Genomic DNA, 15896 nt, shown 5'->3' on the forward strand with positions numbered 1-15896 from the left:
CCGTTATTAAGCAGGCCCCCACCGGTTCTGCCGGCGTGCACATCGGCACGCTCGAAGTGCGAGTCGTCACGCCGCCAGCGACACCTCAGGCTTCGCCTCTGCGGCCCCGAATCCCGACTCGCGCGCCTCCCTTGCATCAAGCTCGAAGTGGCGCCCGGCTAAGCCGCAGCTTCGGGGTGTTCGGCTTGGGACAAACCTGATGCCAGACCGCCGTCTCCACATTGATCGCCTCGTGCTAAGCCTGCCAGGCGGTTCGGCCGCGGACGGCCGGAAGGTGGGTGACCTGGTCGTGGCCGGCCTGGCCGCAGCCGGCGCATTGCCCCAGTCAGGAGACCTGCCGAACCTCAGCGTCACCGTCAACGCGGCGACGGGCCGACGTCCCGAAGCCGTGGCGCGGCAAATCGTCGACCAGGTCCTACGCGCCCTAGCGCGAAACGTGTGAGGGCCGAGCATGGTGGGAGCAGTTCTCAAAGGCGCGCTGATCTCCTTCTCCGCCATGGGCGCGTCGACGGATATGACCTCCAGCCCAAACGTGATCGTCTTCGAGTTCAATCCAGAAATGATCCGTCACGACTGGACCGAAGCGACCACGGGCGCCACTGGCACAGATCCGCGGATGAACTTCAGCCCGCTCGCTACATCCGGCGTGCCGAGCGAAAGGTTCTCCTTCACTTTAATTCTGGATTCCGACGAACAGCTTGCCGATGTCAGCCTGAACCCGATCCCCGCCAGCCAGGCGAAACTTTTCGGCGTCTACCCTCAGCTATCGGCGCTCGAGATGCTGCAGTTCCCAGTTACGAGCGCCGTGTCCGTCCTGGTCGGCCAAGGCTCTGCTGCTGCCGATGCGGCCGGGCTGGGGCAATCGGCCCCCCAGTGCATGACGGTGCCGGTCTCGGAGGTGCCGGTAGTACTGTTCGTCTGGGGCCTGCAGAGGATCGTGCCCGTGCGAGTGACAGGCCTCACGGTGAAGGAGACCCTCTACGACGTCCTGCTCAATCCGACCCACGCCGAGGTCGAAATCAGCCTGACCGTCCTGACCCCTGACGAACTCGCCGCCGTCATTGGTCCGATGAAGAAGATCGCCAGCATGGCCTATAGCTACAACCAGGGGCTCAGGCAGGCGCGAGCGGCCGAAAACCTCGCACAGCCCGCGGCCAGCATCCTTGGAATGCTGCCGATATCGCTCTAGGGAGCGTCCGCCGATGTTTTTCCCAGGAAGTCGCTACATCGCCACGCCGCAGTACATCCTAACGCTTAAGGATGGGTCGGTCGTCCCCGTGGTGAAGGCGCCGACGCCAGGCGCGCCGGTCGTACTTGGCTACTACCGCCGCCAGACCGGCGACCGGCTCGACCAGATTGCGGGCCGGTTCTTGGGCAACGCCACCCAGTTCTGGCGGATCTGCGATGCCGACTGCGCCATGGTCCCCGACGCCCTCGCCGCGCGCCCCCTGGTCGGCGTGCCGCTGAATGCAACATGAGGTGGTTAGATGGCCAGCTGCTATCGTCTCATGCTGGGCAACAAACCGGCGGACGCGACGCTGATGCAGCTGCTCGCTTTGACCGAGGTTGAGGAGAGCATGGACATGCCCTCCGCGATCCAACTCACCGTGCCGCTCTCACGCAGCAGCAGCGGCGACCTGACCTACGCCTCCGATCCGAGGTTCAGCCCGCTGGCGCCGGTCTCGGTCGTCGCCTCGACCAAGGGAAGCGGGGCGCAGGGCGTGACGACGGGCGCGACCGGCGCCGCTGCCTCTGCAACCGGCGGCTCGGCCCCGGCCGCCGACGAATGCATCTTCGACGGCTACATCCTCTCGCAGAAGCTCCACCTCGAGACCGGCATCACCAACTCCACGATCACTGTTTGGGGCCAGGATGTCAGCTGGCTGATGAACCTCAAGGAGACGGTTCGCGAGTGGGTCAATGTAACCGAGGCCCAGGTAGCGGCGCAGATCTTCGACCACTACGGCGTCACGCCCTCCGATCAGAACATGGACGAAAACTGGCCAACCTACACTGAAGACAACCATAGTCTGATGCAGCATGGGTCGGACATTGCCTTCCTCAGGATGTTGGCGCGACGAAGCGGCAAACTCGTGCGTATCGCTTGTGCAGACAGGCCGGGCATCAGGACCGGTTACTTCGCCGCGCCCAATCTCAAAGGCAATGCTGTTGTCAATCTTGCCATGAACGACGATACCAACTGGACGGTCAACGCGCTGGATCTCGACTGGGACGCCACGCGTCCCACCGCCGTCATGGCGCGCTCCGCACTTTTCAGCGATAAAGATCCGAACGTTGCGAACGGCGATACCAGCGCCTCCGGGCTGGCGGCGCTCTCAACCCAGTCGCTTTCCGCCTTCACCGGCAAAGACATGACCGTGAGGCTGGCGACCGCCGTCGACAGTGTCGGCGCCCTCACTCAGCGCGCGCGAGGTGTACTGCGCGAGGCCGGTTGGTTCGCCAGATGCGAGGGTGAGGCAGACCTGGAGCGGCTCGGCGTCGTGCTGCGCGCCGGCATGCTGGTCAACCTCGTCGGTGTCGGCGCCCTACACTCCGGCAAGTGGATCGTCTGGACCGTCCGCCATCGGCTGACGCAGGAGAAACACACGATGCGCTTCACCCTGTTACGCAACGCGGTCGGAGCACTGCCGTTGGGCGCCGCCAGCGGAGCCTCGAGCCTGGCGGGGGTCGCATGAGCGATACCAGAATCTTATCAACCGCTGGTCCCCAGGAAGGGGCGTTGGTCGACGTGCTGGAGCGGCTGCGCAACCGTTTCTTCGGCAAGTACCGCGGCATCGTCGACCGGGTCGACCCCAGTACGATGCGGATCAAGGCCAAGGTCCCGGCGGTACTGGGTGACCAGGTCTCGGGTTGGGCGAGGGCGTGCACGCCTTACGCCGGCAACGGCTTCGGCTTCGCCTTTCTGCCAGACGCAGGCTCCGGGGTCTGGATCGAGTTCGAGGGCGGCGACGCCTCTCTCCCGATTTGGTCGGGCTGCTACTGGCACGACGGCGAGGCACCGCCCGACGCCACCGCTACGGTGATGGCGCTCGTCACCAAGGCCAAGCAAAAGATCCTATTCGACGTCGACCAGGGCTCGATCACGATCGAGGACCAGAACGGCAACACGATCACGATCGACGATAGTGGCGTCACCTTGAGCCGCGGCGGCCAGAGCGTCGCGGTCAGTGACGGCAGCGTGAGCGTAAATGACGGCGCGCTGAAGGTGACCTGAGCATGGGCGATTTCCTGACCACCGCGAGCGTGATGATGTGTCCGCACGGCGGCCAGGTGCAGCCCGTGTCGGCCAACACTCGGGTGTCGGCGGATGGCGCGCCGATGTTGCGAAATTCGGACACTTTTGTGATCGCCGGGTGTCCGTTCAACGTCGCCGGCACGCCACACCCGTGCGTCACAGTCCAATGGGTCACCACCGCTCTGAGGAGCACCGTCGGCGACCCGACCCTGACGACCGACAGCCTCGGCCTCTGTCAAGCCGCCGACCAGGCCGTGCAGGGCCCGGTGCAGATCGCCTCCACTCAGACCTCCGTTAGCGGAGAGTAGCCCATGCCGCGCACCGACTACGCCTTCCCGTTCCGGATTGACCAGGCCTCACGCCAGGGCGCCCAGTCGCCCTACGCCAAGCATGTCGACGAGATGATTCGCCAGATCCTGCTGACGACGCCCGGCGAGCGGGCCGATCTGCCGGAGTTCGGCTGCGGGCTTCGACAGCTGCTGTTCGCCCCCAATTCAGACGCGCTGGAAACCACCACCCAGGTGATGATCCAGCACAGCCTGACTCAGTGGCTCGGCAATCAGATCACCTTACAGCAGGTCAGTGTCACCCCGGGCGCCGACGGCGACTATTCGCAGGTGCAAGTCGAGGTCGCCTATCTGCTGACGGAGACTCAGGGCTCGCAGGTCACCCAGATCACGGTGGCCTGAGATGGTCCGCGACCGCAGAGCCCAGCTGATTCAGTCGACCACGACGAACGGCATCGATTTCGTGGCGATTGGCAACACGGCGCAGACGATACTGCAGGTGCATTTCCTGAACGCCGTGCCCGTGCAAGGTTCGCTGACCGGGCGGATCACGATCACTGGCGGAGAAACCATCCCGACCGTGAACGTGCTGCCGATCACGCCGGCCGACTGGGGCTGGGACGACGGCCATGCGGTGCTGACCCTCCGTGTCGTCACGCCCGGTGACTTCTCGCAGTATCTGTTGACCATCCCAAGCTTGGCGCTGGACAGTTTCTTCACCGCTGTCTCGTTTTCGTTCAAGGCCGGCTGCCCGTCAGACCTCGATTGCAAGCCCCAGCCGCCGGACTGCCCCCCGCCCGCCGGAGATGCTCCGCCGATCGATTACTTGGCCAAGGACTTCCTCAGCTTCCGTCAGGCGCTGCTCGACTTTTCGACCCTGCGTTATCCGTCCTGGAAGGAACGGTCTGAGGCCGACTTCGGGGTCATGTTCTTGGAGGCGCTGAGCGCAATCGCCGACGACTTCAGCTACCTGCAGGATCGCGTCGCCGGCGAAGCCAGCCTGATCACGGCGACGCAGCGCCGCTCGGTCCGCCGTCACGCCAAGCTGGTGGACTACGACCCCAGCCCAGCGCTGGGCGCGACCACGATGCTGCAGTTTGACGTCGCGCCTGCGGTCGCACAGATTCCGCACGGCGTCGTTGTGGTCGCCCCCACTGCGGACGGAACGCCGATTACCTTTGAGACCGGCTTTGGCCTGCGTGACACATCTGCCCCGCCGCCAGCCAGCTCGCTCTGGAACCGGCAGCAGAACATCGGCGCCTATTGGTTCGACGACTCCGTCCAGTGCCTCGAAGCCGGCGCGACCTCGATGTTCGTACAGGGCCGCGGCTATGGCTTTGTCGCGGGCCAGGCGCTGCTGATCGAGACGAAAGGCCCTGATCCTACCGATCCGCCGGTCCGGCAGATCGTGCATCTCATCGAGGACGGCACCGAACTCTGCGATCCGCTGTTCCCGCAGGCGTCCATTGGCGGCGGCCCTCCGTTCATGACCTGCCCGACCTCCCCGCCTGAGGCACTGGAGCCGACTGCGGTGACCCGGCTCGACTGGAAGCCGACGGACGAACTGACTACGGCGCGCGACCTCGCGGTCACGACGGTGATCGGCAATCTTGCCCAGGCGACGCAAGGGCGGACCGTGATCGAGACCTTCATGATCGAAGATCCCTCGGCGCTGCCGGCGAAAGCGCCCTACGCATTCGAGCGCACCGGCGCGCGAACGCTGACCGCGCCCGGCGTCTGCGGCGATGCGCCGCCGATACGGCTCTATACCCTCGCAAACGCCCCGCTGACCTGGTTCGCCCAGCCGGCGCTCGATCCCTCCGGCCTGCCGGTCGCCGAAATCCTGATTTCGCAGGCCTCGCCCTCGGGCGGCCCCCCGATCTCCTGGAATTGGGTTAGGAGCCTGCTCAGCGCAGGGCCGTTCGACGAAGGCTTCACCGTCGAGCCCGCGCTTTATCGTCCGATCGCCCGCAATTCCGACCAAAGTCTGCAGTTCGACTACGACAGCGACGCGGGCGACACGGTCCGCTTCGGCGACAGCGTCTTCGGCTCCAACCCAGATTCCGGCGCGGTCTTCACATCCACCTATCGGTTCGGGGCAGGCGCGCTCGGCAACGTCGCCGCGGGCGCGATCTCGCAGATCGACCCCTCAACGCCGTCAGCGTCCGACTATCTCGCAGTGATGAACCCTTTCGCCGCAAGGGAGGGGGCGGATGCTCAGAGCCTGAAGTCGGTGCAACGGCTCGCGCCCCAGGCGTTCCGGGCGGTGAAGCGCCGCGCGGTGCTCGCGCAGGACTACGCGGATGCCGCCGAGACCCTGCCCTGGGTGAAGAGCGCGGGGGCGACATTCCGCTGGACCGGCAGCTGGCTCACCACCTTCACCGCCGCTGAGCCGAAGGCGACCGAGCAGATCCCGATTGCCGAGCGCAGCGAGCTGATCGAGCTCCTCAACCGCTACCGAATGGCAGGGACCGAGAGCTACGCGCCGGACCCGCAGTACGTTTCGATCGACCTGATGATCGAGATTTGTGCCGAGCCGACCGCATACGCCGCCAGCGTCGAGCAAGCGGTGCTCGCCCTGCTCTCCTCCGCCGGCCCGAGGCCGGCTGGGGCCTTCTTCGCCACGAACCGGTTCGTCTTCGGCCAGCCGCTCGAGCGCAGCCAGCTGGAGGCGACGGTCCAGTCGGCGCCTGGCGTCGCGGGCGTCACCTGCATCCAGTATCGTCGCCGTGACCTTTTCACCGGTTTTGTGGAGATGGGCGACACCGTTCCGGTTGGCGTCAGCCGGATCCTGCGCTGCGACAACAACCCCAACCGGCCTGGCGCGGGCGCGCTGGCTGTGGTCGTGCGAGGCGGACGATGACCTGCCTCGCCCACCAGGACTCAGGCCCTTGCCCCTGCAGCCAGCCGCAGTTCCCGACCGTGGTCTGCAACCCACCCGATCTGCCTGCAATCGACTACCGCGTCGGCGATTATCTATTGTTCCGCGACAAGCTATTGCGGCCGTCGCCGGGCGAGATCCAGCTCACCGCCTGGCAGCCGGGCGCCCAGGGCGACCTCGCGGTGCAGATGATCGAGTGGTGGGCCTACCTCGCCGACATTCTCAGCTTCTACAACGAGCGGATCGCCAATGAGGCCTACCTCGGCACGGCGATCCTGCCCGAGAGCGTGAACCATCTGGTCCAGCTGCTGGGCTATCGTCCGCGGCCAGCGCTGGGGTCGAAGGTGACCTTGGCGGGCCTGTTGGCGTCGGGTGCGCGGGCTCCGGTCGCTCTGCCCAAGGGCATGCAATTGCAGAGCAAACCCGCTCCGGGCGCAGCGCCGCAGGTTTTCGAGCTGGATGCAGCGACCCAGCTACAATCGCCAGACATCATCTCTGCCAAAGTCGTTCCAAAGAACCACTTCCTGCTAACCAACCCCGGCGCGCCAGCGGCCGCCAACTCGCTCTGGCTCGATCGCAAGGTCGGGGGCATCAAGGTCGGAGACAGCCTTCTTTTGATCAACGCCAACGCGGTGAGCGCCTCGCCGAGTATCGCCGATTACGCCTGGATCAGTGTCACGGCGCTGCAGTCTACGACCAGCCCGCTCGGCGATCCGGTGACAGCGCTGAATTTCACGCCAATCGCCTCGACCCTTGTCGCGAACGCAAAGGCTTCCGACTACGTCCTGTTGCGCAGCGGCCAATCCTCGCCGCTATGGGGCTTCCCGACCACGACCGCCAGCCTGACGGTCAGAACCCTGGCCATCAGCCGCCGCGCCCCGCCGATCACAACCACCACCGTCCACCTCGCCGGACTTGCGCGAATCCTGACGCCGGGCGGTCTCTTCCTGCTCGACGCGACCGCGGGAAGCGGCCTCGCGCCAGTGCCCAGCCTAGTGCAGACCTATTCCGAGCAGTTCTGGTACGCCAACTGCGGCGCGAGCGCTGACGCTAGCGCGCTGCCGACGAGCAACACGCCGCCGCCGATCGGCATCCCGATCTCGACGCTGACTACCGACGCCGTCCCCCCCGCCTGGGAGGACAACGGGCCGAGCATCACCGTCCGCTACGCCTTCGCCCGCGTCGGCGGCCTGACCCCGGTGCTGCAGCACGCAGACGTCGCCTATCCGGGCGGCGGAACGACGCTTGCGCCCGCGATTGCCGATCAGAGCTTCCCGGACGCCGAAACCACAGTGTTGGTCGAGGACGGCGGCGGCGATGCATCCCTCGCCTTCATCACACCGACCGCTGACGGCGCCGCGCTGACATTGTCGCCGGCGCAGCCGACGCTGGCCCTGACCTCTCCTATCGATCTGATGTTCGACCTCCTGGCGTTTTCGCGCGGCCAGACCGTGCCGGCGGAGGTGCTGGGCAGCGGCAATCCGGTCGTGACCGCCCAGGATTTCACGCTGAAGAACGCGCCAGTGACCTATTTCGCTGACCCGGCATCGATTTCCGGCGACGGCTTCAGCTCCACGGTCCAGGTCTCCGTCAACAACGTGCTTTGGCGCGAGGTGCAAAGCTTCTACGGCCAGTCTCGCAACGCCCAGGTGTTCGTGCTTCACGAGGACGACAGCGGCAAGACGCACGCGACCTTCGGCGACGGCCTCAACGGCGCGCAGCTGCCGACCGGGACAAACAACATCGTGGCGACCTATCGCTATGGGGCGGGCGCAGCGGCGCCAGCGGGCGAGACCCTGACCGTGATCCAGAGCCCACAGCCAGGCCTGATGGCGTTGCGCAATCCGCTGCAGCCGACCGGTGGCGCTGACGCCGACGATCCGGCGCGGCTCAAGACCCTCGCGCCGCGGTCGATGCTGACCTTCGGCCGCGCGGTTTCCAAGGACGATTATGTCGCGATCGCGCTCACCGCTGGTGCCGACCAGGCTTCGGCGGCCTATGCGTTCGATCCGATCTCGCAACGGCCGAAGGTGACGCTCTGGGTCGCTGGCGACGCGAACGCCGGCGCCGGCGCCAAGCAGGCCGTACTTGCGGCCGCGATCCCGGGCCAGGGCCTGGATGTCGAAATCGCGACGCCGGTCGAGATGACGCTATCGCTGACGTTCCTCTGCGATTCCACGCTGGACGCGCCGGCAATCAAGACCGCGCTGACGGCCGCGCTCACCGACCCGGACACCGGCCTCTTCGGTGCGCGGGCGATCGGTATCGGTCAGGTGGTCTACGACAGCCAGATCTTGGCCGCTTGCCTCAATGTCGCCGGCGTGCAGGCGGTGCACGATCTGAGCTTCGCGAACGATGCGATCCTGGTCAGCATAGGGCGCCGGCCGCTGCGCCGCCTTCGCTTCCCGATCCCACGACCCGCGAACACGTGTAGCGGTCGCAGCTACAATCCGGGCGCGGGCAAGTTCTTCACAGTCAGCTCGTTGTCGCTCAATCCAGCCGTCACGGGGGTCGCATGAGCAACGCGGCCCACGACCATTACGACGTCTACTACGCCGACAAGCTCTGGACGCTGCTGCCTGCGGTCTATCGCGCCGAGGACACGACCGAGTTCGGCGCCAAGGGGCCGCTGCGCGAGCTGGCCGACCGCATCGGCGGAACCGCCGCCGAGCTTCGCCGCGGCATGGACCGGCTCTGGGAAGACCAGTCGATTGAGACCTGCGATGACTGGGTGATCCCCTATATCGCCGAGCTGGTCGACACGCGCCTGATCCTGGGCCTGGACGCGCGCGGCCAGCGGCTCGATGTCGCCAACACGATCGACTACCGCCGCCGCAAGGGCACGCTGAGCGTGCTGGAGCAGATCGCCTCGGACATCAGCGGCTGGGACGCCAAGGCGATCGAGTTCTTCCGTCGCCTGGCTCGCACCCGTCACGGGCTCGACCCGGCGATCGGCCCGGCCGCGACGGCGACATCCGACCTCGGCCAGCTTCAACGCGCCGAGGGCCTGATCGGTCCAGTGACCCGCACCCCGATCGGCGGCTTCGCCGACCTTCGCAACGTCGACGGCGCGCGCCAGAGTCGCACCGCGTTCGACGAGTTCTTCCACACCGCCGACACCCGCGCCGGCCAGGGGCTCTATGGTTGGCAGAACATCCCGCATCTCGGCGTCTTCGTCTGGCGGCTGCTCAGCCTCGCAGTTGGTCCTGTGACCCCGGTCGCGGTGCAGAACTGCCCCAACTGGTGGTGCTTCGATCCGACCGGCCGCGACATCCCGCTCTTCGCAGCGCCGCGCACCGCGGCCGCGTTCGGCGACAGCTGGGTCCCACCGGTCGAGGGTCAGTTGCCTGGTCCGATCTCGCAGGCGCTGCTCAACGCCGACCTCACGAACGGCGCGGCGGGGTTGCGACTCTATCCGAACGCGCTCTGCGTCTTCGAGCAGCTCGGCATCTCACCGCCGGACATCGAACCGATCGAGCCGACGCTGCCGCTCAAGGCGTCCGCGTTGCAGCTTCGGCCCGAACGCGGCCGGTTGTTCTACTCGACATCACCGCCGGCCGAGGCGCTGGTCACGACCTACCACTATGGCTTCCCATCGTTGATCGGCGCTGGACCCTATGACCGGCGCGGTCAGGCGTTCGCGCCATCGACGCCTCCACCAGCCCTAGCTTTCACGGGCGGCGGCGCAGAACTGACCGCCGTCCTTCCCCGCGCTGGTACGATCATGGTGACCGACTCCCTGACCTACGACGGCGTCTCCGATTTGACAGTCACCGGCGCGCTGACCATAGCGTCGGGCAACAACCAGCGCCCACTGATCCGGCTCGGCGCGGCCAAGCCTTGGATCATCACCGGCGGCAGCGCCAACGCCGTCCTCAACTTGGACGGCCTCTTCATCTCCGGGCAGGATATCGTGCTGACGGGCCAATTTGCGTCAGTCACTATCACCTGCAGCACGCTGGACCCGGGCAACGCCGCGACTGCCTCTGTATCAGATGCGCCGACGAGTTCGCCGCTGTTGCCGCTCTTCCAGGTTTCGGCGGATGGCCGTGACCTGCGCCCTACTCACCTCTGGATCACCGGCGAGATCAACACCCTGACCATCGACCGCTGCGTGCTGGGGCCGGTGCGCACCGTGACTCCGGGCGCGGTCGAGACAATGACGATCTCCAATTCGACGTTGCAGGCCATCCGCACAAGCGACCTCGGCGCGATCGTGGCCGACGAAGTCAAGGACTCCATCCGACTGCTGCGGGTGCTGCAACTGGGGCTCGATCCAGTTTCGCAACGACTGCGCACGCTCGATCCGTCGATCGCGACCCTGCTGGGTCCGCCGGCGAACCCGCCCCTCAGCGCGCCGCCGCCGCCGCCCGGTGCAGAGGGAGCGCTGCTGACGAAGCTCAATACCTTGATCGCCGGCCTCTCGCTCTACGACGCGGCAACATTCGCGGGAGTCTCGCTCTCTGCTGCAACCCAACGGAATCTGGCCGCCGCGCGATCGGGGCAAGCCGCCCCAGCGCTGAACCGTCTCCTGCTCGAGGACGCCTTCCCGTTGGAGCTGGCCGATACGGCGCTCGCATTCGGCGACGGCACGCTGATCCTCTCCCGCTGCACGGTGCTCGGCCGCGCCCAAGCCCACCGCCTTAGCGCCAGCGAGTGCATTCTGCACGAGCTCTGCGTGACGGACGATCTGCAGGACGGTTGTACTCGTTTCTCGGCCTGGGCGACCGGCAGTCGAATTCCGCGGCCATACGAGTGCGTGCAGATCCGTCAGCTTGCCCCACTCTTCACCAGTACCGATTTCGGCCAACCTGCCTACGCCCAGTTGCGAGCCATGGCCGACGCGCAGATCATCTCGCCGACGACGCCGAGCACCACACCGCTGAACACTATCTCCGCCGGCGCGGCCGATGGCTCCGAGATGGGCGCCTTCGCCCGCGACAAGAACCCGATCCGTGCCCAAGCCCTGCTGCTCAAACTGCAGGAGTTCATGCCTGCCAATCTGACCCCCGTAATTGTCGATGTCACCTGAGGGATCGAGGAGCAACAACAATGCCCAGCGACCGTAGCCGACTCTCAGATCGCCCGAGACGCCTGTATTCCGGAATTGTCGCCCAACAGGGCCGCGTCCTCCTGGATCGCGACGTCAACGAGCTGGAGGACATCGTCCTCTCGCGCCTGGCCACCGACGTTCGCGAGATCGTCGGGCCAAGCGGCACGCCGGACGATGGGTTCCGGATCAGCCCACCCAACACCACGCCGAGCCCCGGCTTCTTCAGCCCGCCTGAGCCGGCAACCAGCAGCCCGCCGGAGGTACTGGGCGGCGGTGACGATTTTCTGATCGGCGCCGGTTCAATGTACCTCGGCGGCCATCGCGTCGAGTTCCCGTCGAGGCAGGACGACCAGGCAGTCAGCTACAGCTATCTCGACCAGCCGGATTGGCCGCTGCCAGTCCAGATAGCCGGCGACCTCGCCCATGAGCTCATCTATCTCGACGCGGTCCTTCAGGAAGTCAGCGCAGTCGAGGACCCTGACCTGCTCGAGGTCGCCCTCGGGGGGCCGGACACATCGCAGCGGCTGAGATTCATTCCCCGGGTCAAGCGCGAGACGGTCGACGCCTCCGACTGCGCCACGGCGTGGGAGCAGGCGATCGGCAAATGGACCGCGCTGGGCCTCACCTTCGATCCGGCAACGATGCGGCTCTCGCCGGCCGCAAAGCTGCAGGTGACCTTCACCGAGGACGCCAGCACGGGCGACCCCTGCGATCCGACCGCGACCGGCGGCTATCTTGGTGCCGACAACCAGCTTATCCGGGCCCAGGTTTCGGCGCCCGATGGCACGCCGCCGACGTTAGTGTGGGGCTATGACAACGCCAGTTTCATTTACCGCATCACTTCGGTCAGCCCCGACGCGACGACGCTGACCCTGGCAAGTGATCCGCCCGACGCCGTCCACACACCACAGGCCGGACAGATCGTTGAGATCTTGACGACGGGCTCGGTGATTGCGGCCGAGCCGGATGAAACCGACCCAGCCGGCGTCAAGCGTATCGTGCGGGTGGCGGCTGAGGCCGTCGGCGAGTTCCACGGTCTCGCGCAACCCTACGGGCCAATTACCCAGGGCGATCCCACCAGCTACATCGTGCTGTCCGATCCGGTCGGGGCGGCGATTGCGGCCAGCGCCCTGCCGCTCTTTTTGCGGGTTTGGCAGGCCCAGCTGCCGCTGACCATCGACGCGCCGCTCACCCTGTTCGATCCGAACACCCAGATCAGCACCGGGCTCGAGGTCACGCTCTCTGGAGCGAAGGCGCTGGCCGACGGCGCCTATTGGGAGATCGCCGCCCGGCCCTCCACGCCCCAGGCGGTCTATCCCGAAGACCTTCTCACGGCGCCTCGCGCCGCTGATGGGCCCTTCCGTCTTGTTTGTCCGCTCGCGGTGATCGACTGGACTGCAAAGGGCGGCCCGAGCATCACTGACTGCCGCAACACCTTCGACAACCTCGTGAACCTCAGCCGACGCCGGCCGGGCTGCTGCGTGGTTTCGATCTCGCCGCGAGACGTGACAGCGACAGCCGACTTGCAGGCCCTGATCGACCGGGCGGCGGCGACGGCCGAGCGCGTGACGGTGTGTCTGGCGCCTGGGATCTACCCGCTGGCGATGCCGCTGCGGCTTGGTGCTGCCCACGCCGGGATCATCATCGAATCCTGTGGCGGCCCGGCGATCCTGCAGGTCGATACGGCCGCGGACGCCAAGGCTTTCATCGCTGGACTCGTGACGGTTGCTGGCGTGGCGGGCGTCTCGCTGGTCGGGTTGACGCTTAATCCGCCGCCTGCCCCGGCGACCGCGACGTTCAGCCGGCTACTGGTCGACCAACTCGCCAACGCGACGGATCGTGCCCAAGCGGCTTCGCTGCTACTCAATCCGCACATCGCCTTTGGCGTCCACGCCTTCGACGCGCCGGCTCTGACGGTAGAGCGTTGCACGATCGTCTTCGTCGGGGACGACACCCTCGCAAAGGACGACGTGCTGGGCGCCGCGATCTTCCTGCAGGGCGACTGCCGGGGTTTCCGCGCGCTGGACAACATGTTCGGCTCCACGCTCGCCCCGACCTACACCGCGATCACCACGACAACGGTCCAGGGCAAGTTTCCACTGAAGATCGCAGCGACGCTCCTGGCGACCACAGCTGCGATTCCTGCTGCGGAGACGGGCAGCAGGATAGTTTCTCCCGCCGCCGCCAGCACGGCTCCGGCTGCTGCAGCTCCGACCCCAACAGCGCCAGTTGAAGTGGCGACGCCCAGTGGTCTCGACATCGGCGTCAATGTCCTGAATGGCCAAAACCTGGTCTCGGTGTTGACCAATCGCGCCGCCGCGACGTTCGCCCAACAGCGCACGCCGATTCGCGCCACGGTCGGTGTCCTCGGCCTGGCGACGATCAAGTTCGCCACCCCGGTCGAGGGAACAGTCATTCAGAATTTGTCGATCGCCTGCGCCCTCGGCGACGCCGAAATACGCGGCAACCAAATGAACGATCTGACGTTCGGAACCCTTCTTGTGGCCGGCTTCGCCTCGTTGCGCATCCAGGAAAACAATCTGACAGGCGGCGTCGCGGGTTTCTGGATGGTGCTGCCCAGCGCGAGGAACCCGCAGGACGTGGACGCAGGCGAGTTCTTTGACACCATCGAAAACTTCGAAGAGTTCAAGCTCCTAACCGCCTTCGCAAGCCTGCTCTCGCCGCCGGCGGCCGAGGCGGCGAACGAATTGCCTGCTTTCACTGGCGAGGCGGCGGTCTTCATCAGCGGCAATCACATCTCGACGGGCCCAAACCTCGCCGCGACCCTGCCCAAGGGCCAACCCAGCGAAGATGCAAGCGTCGGCCACAACGCCCTGCTGCTCTGGCTCGCGACCAGCAACGAGGCGGCGGCGAAGGGTGCGGACCTTTCGGCGATCGTGAACAATAACCGCATGGTCAACTTCGACACGACCGCGCCGACCGCACTTCTGGTGCTGCCGCAGCTGCAGTCCTGCACGGTCACCGGCAACATCTTCGTCAACCGCCCAGCCCTCGCGACAGTCGACACACCAGCGGCGAGCCTCTGGGTCTTGATGGATAATTCTCTGAAGATCCCTGACCCAATCGCCATCACTGGCAATGTCCTGCGCGGCCAGTCGAACACGACCCGTTTCGTCCGCCCCGGCGCGACCGAGCGGGCAGGCTGGTCCAGCTACAACGCCGATCCCTCCTGAGGCACGATGAGCAACGCACTCGCCATCGCCGCGGTGACCGAGACCCTGGTCCAGCTTCTTCAGGACAACATCGGCGCGTCGGGCGTGACCGGTGCGCGCGTGACGGGTCTGGCACCGGACGGGACCGCGCCAATGCCGAACCCCGGCGTCAACGTCTTCCTCTACCAGGTCACGCCGAATGCGGCCTATCGCAACGCCGACCTGCCGACCCGCGGGCCTGACGGATCGCTGAAGAAGCGACCTCAGATCGCGCTCGACCTGCACTATCTCTTCACCTTTTACGGGGACGACAGTGCGCTCGAGCAGCAACGAATGCTGGCTTCGGTCGCCCTGACCCTGCACGCCAAGGCGACCCTGCCACGCAGTCTGATCACGTCGGTGCAGGCCGCGACGCCCTTCCTGCACGCTTCGAACCTGGACACCCAGGCCGAGCTGATCCGCTTCACCCCGATCGTCTACACGCTTGAGGAACTTTCCAAGCTGTGGTCGTTCCTGCTCAAGATCGATTACGTACTCTCGACGGCCTATGCCGCCAGCGTCGTCCTGATCGAGACGGACGACGCCGTGCCCAGTCCGGCGCTGCCGGTCCTGTCGTTTGACGTCACCGCCCAGCCCTTCGCCCTGCCGGTGATCAAGAGCATCGTCAGCGCGGCCGATCCGGCCGACCCGATCACCGACGGCACGACGATCGTCCTTGCAGGAGCCAACCTTGCAGCCACCGCGCCGGCGACAAGCCAGGTGCGCGTCAGCGGCGTTATCCTCACGCCGAGCACGGCTTCTCAAGACAGCCTAACGGTAGCCCTGCCGGCCGGCGATTTTCCCGCTGGCATCCAGGCAGCCCAGATCGTCCAGTCGCTCTCGCTCGGCTCGCCACCAGTCCCGCATCCAGGCACAGGCGTCATCTCAGGCGTCGCGTCGTTCGTGCTGGCGCCCACGATCACGCCCGGCAGCATCAGCGCCGGAGCCGGTCCGGTGATCTCATTCACCGTCACGCCACGGGTGCAGGCCAAGCAACGTGTGGTGCTGCAGCTCACCTCGCAGGCGACATCGGCGACGCACCTTTTCGACGGTGGAGCGCTCGCCGCTGCCAATTCGAACATCAGCGTGCCAACGCCCGGCCTGGGGCCCGGAACTTACTTCGTCCGCGTACTGATCGACGGCGCGCTCAGCCCGCTGACGCCGCCCACGGGCACACCGACCGGCCCACTGGTCACGGTCTGAAGCA

The 15896-nt window shown here is 66.3% G+C and carries 12 protein-coding genes; all 12 read left to right on the plus strand.

The annotated features are described in order from the left end of the window. Positions 1-199 precede the first annotated feature (199 nt). The 12 genes from ACPPVR_RS32035 to ACPPVR_RS32090 are packed head-to-tail and all read left to right on the plus strand — an operon-like array spanning position 200 to position 15892. Complete coding sequence (locus ACPPVR_RS32035; protein WP_426610527.1) at positions 200-442, plus strand: hypothetical protein; 243 nt, start codon at positions 200-202, stop codon at positions 440-442. A gap of 9 nt (positions 443-451) precedes the next feature. Next, positions 452-1189, plus strand: coding sequence for a hypothetical protein (locus ACPPVR_RS32040; protein WP_426610528.1), 738 nt, complete (start codon positions 452-454; stop codon positions 1187-1189). Positions 1190-1202: 13 nt separating this feature from the next. Next, positions 1203-1478, plus strand: a complete 276-nt coding sequence (locus tag ACPPVR_RS32045) for a hypothetical protein (protein ID WP_426610529.1) — start codon at positions 1203-1205, stop codon at positions 1476-1478. A gap of 9 nt (positions 1479-1487) precedes the next feature. Further along, the gene (locus ACPPVR_RS32050; RefSeq protein ID WP_426610530.1) at positions 1488-2696 is read left to right on the plus strand and encodes a hypothetical protein; all 1209 of its coding nucleotides are present in this window, start codon (positions 1488-1490) and stop codon (positions 2694-2696) included. Next, positions 2693-3235, plus strand: a complete 543-nt coding sequence (locus ACPPVR_RS32055; RefSeq protein ID WP_426610531.1) for a phage baseplate assembly protein V — start codon at positions 2693-2695, stop codon at positions 3233-3235. Before ACPPVR_RS32050 ends, ACPPVR_RS32055 begins: the two co-directional genes overlap by 4 nt. A 2-nt stretch (positions 3236-3237) precedes the next feature. Beyond that, positions 3238-3564 carry a hypothetical protein gene (locus tag ACPPVR_RS32060; protein ID WP_426610532.1) on the plus strand — a complete coding sequence of 109 codons (327 nt, stop codon included), beginning with the start codon at positions 3238-3240 and terminating at the stop codon, positions 3562-3564. A gap of 3 nt (positions 3565-3567) precedes the next feature. Then, on the plus strand, positions 3568-3945 hold the full coding sequence (locus ACPPVR_RS32065) for a GPW/gp25 family protein (protein ID WP_426610533.1): 378 nt from the start codon (positions 3568-3570) through the stop codon (positions 3943-3945). A 1-nt stretch (position 3946) separates the two neighbouring features. Continuing rightward, positions 3947-6406, plus strand: a complete 2460-nt coding sequence (locus ACPPVR_RS32070) for a hypothetical protein (protein WP_426610534.1) — start codon at positions 3947-3949, stop codon at positions 6404-6406. Next, complete coding sequence (locus ACPPVR_RS32075; RefSeq protein WP_426610535.1) at positions 6403-8943, plus strand: hypothetical protein; 2541 nt, start codon at positions 6403-6405, stop codon at positions 8941-8943. Before ACPPVR_RS32070 ends, ACPPVR_RS32075 begins: the two co-directional genes overlap by 4 nt. Further along, positions 8940-11456, plus strand: a complete 2517-nt coding sequence (locus ACPPVR_RS32080) for a hypothetical protein (RefSeq protein ID WP_426610536.1) — start codon at positions 8940-8942, stop codon at positions 11454-11456. The genes ACPPVR_RS32075 and ACPPVR_RS32080 overlap by 4 nt, the downstream gene beginning before the upstream one ends. A 20-nt stretch (positions 11457-11476) precedes the next feature. Then, on the plus strand, positions 11477-14671 hold the full coding sequence (locus tag ACPPVR_RS32085; RefSeq protein WP_426610537.1) for a DUF6519 domain-containing protein: 3195 nt from the start codon (positions 11477-11479) through the stop codon (positions 14669-14671). Between the two features lie 6 nt (positions 14672-14677). Continuing rightward, the gene (locus ACPPVR_RS32090; protein ID WP_426610538.1) at positions 14678-15892 is read left to right on the plus strand and encodes a DUF4255 domain-containing protein; all 1215 of its coding nucleotides are present in this window, start codon (positions 14678-14680) and stop codon (positions 15890-15892) included. Positions 15893-15896 lie beyond the last annotated feature (4 nt).

It is taken from the genome of Bradyrhizobium sp. McL0616 (assembly GCF_049993385.1).
GTDB lineage: Bacteria > Pseudomonadota > Alphaproteobacteria > Rhizobiales > Xanthobacteraceae > Bradyrhizobium.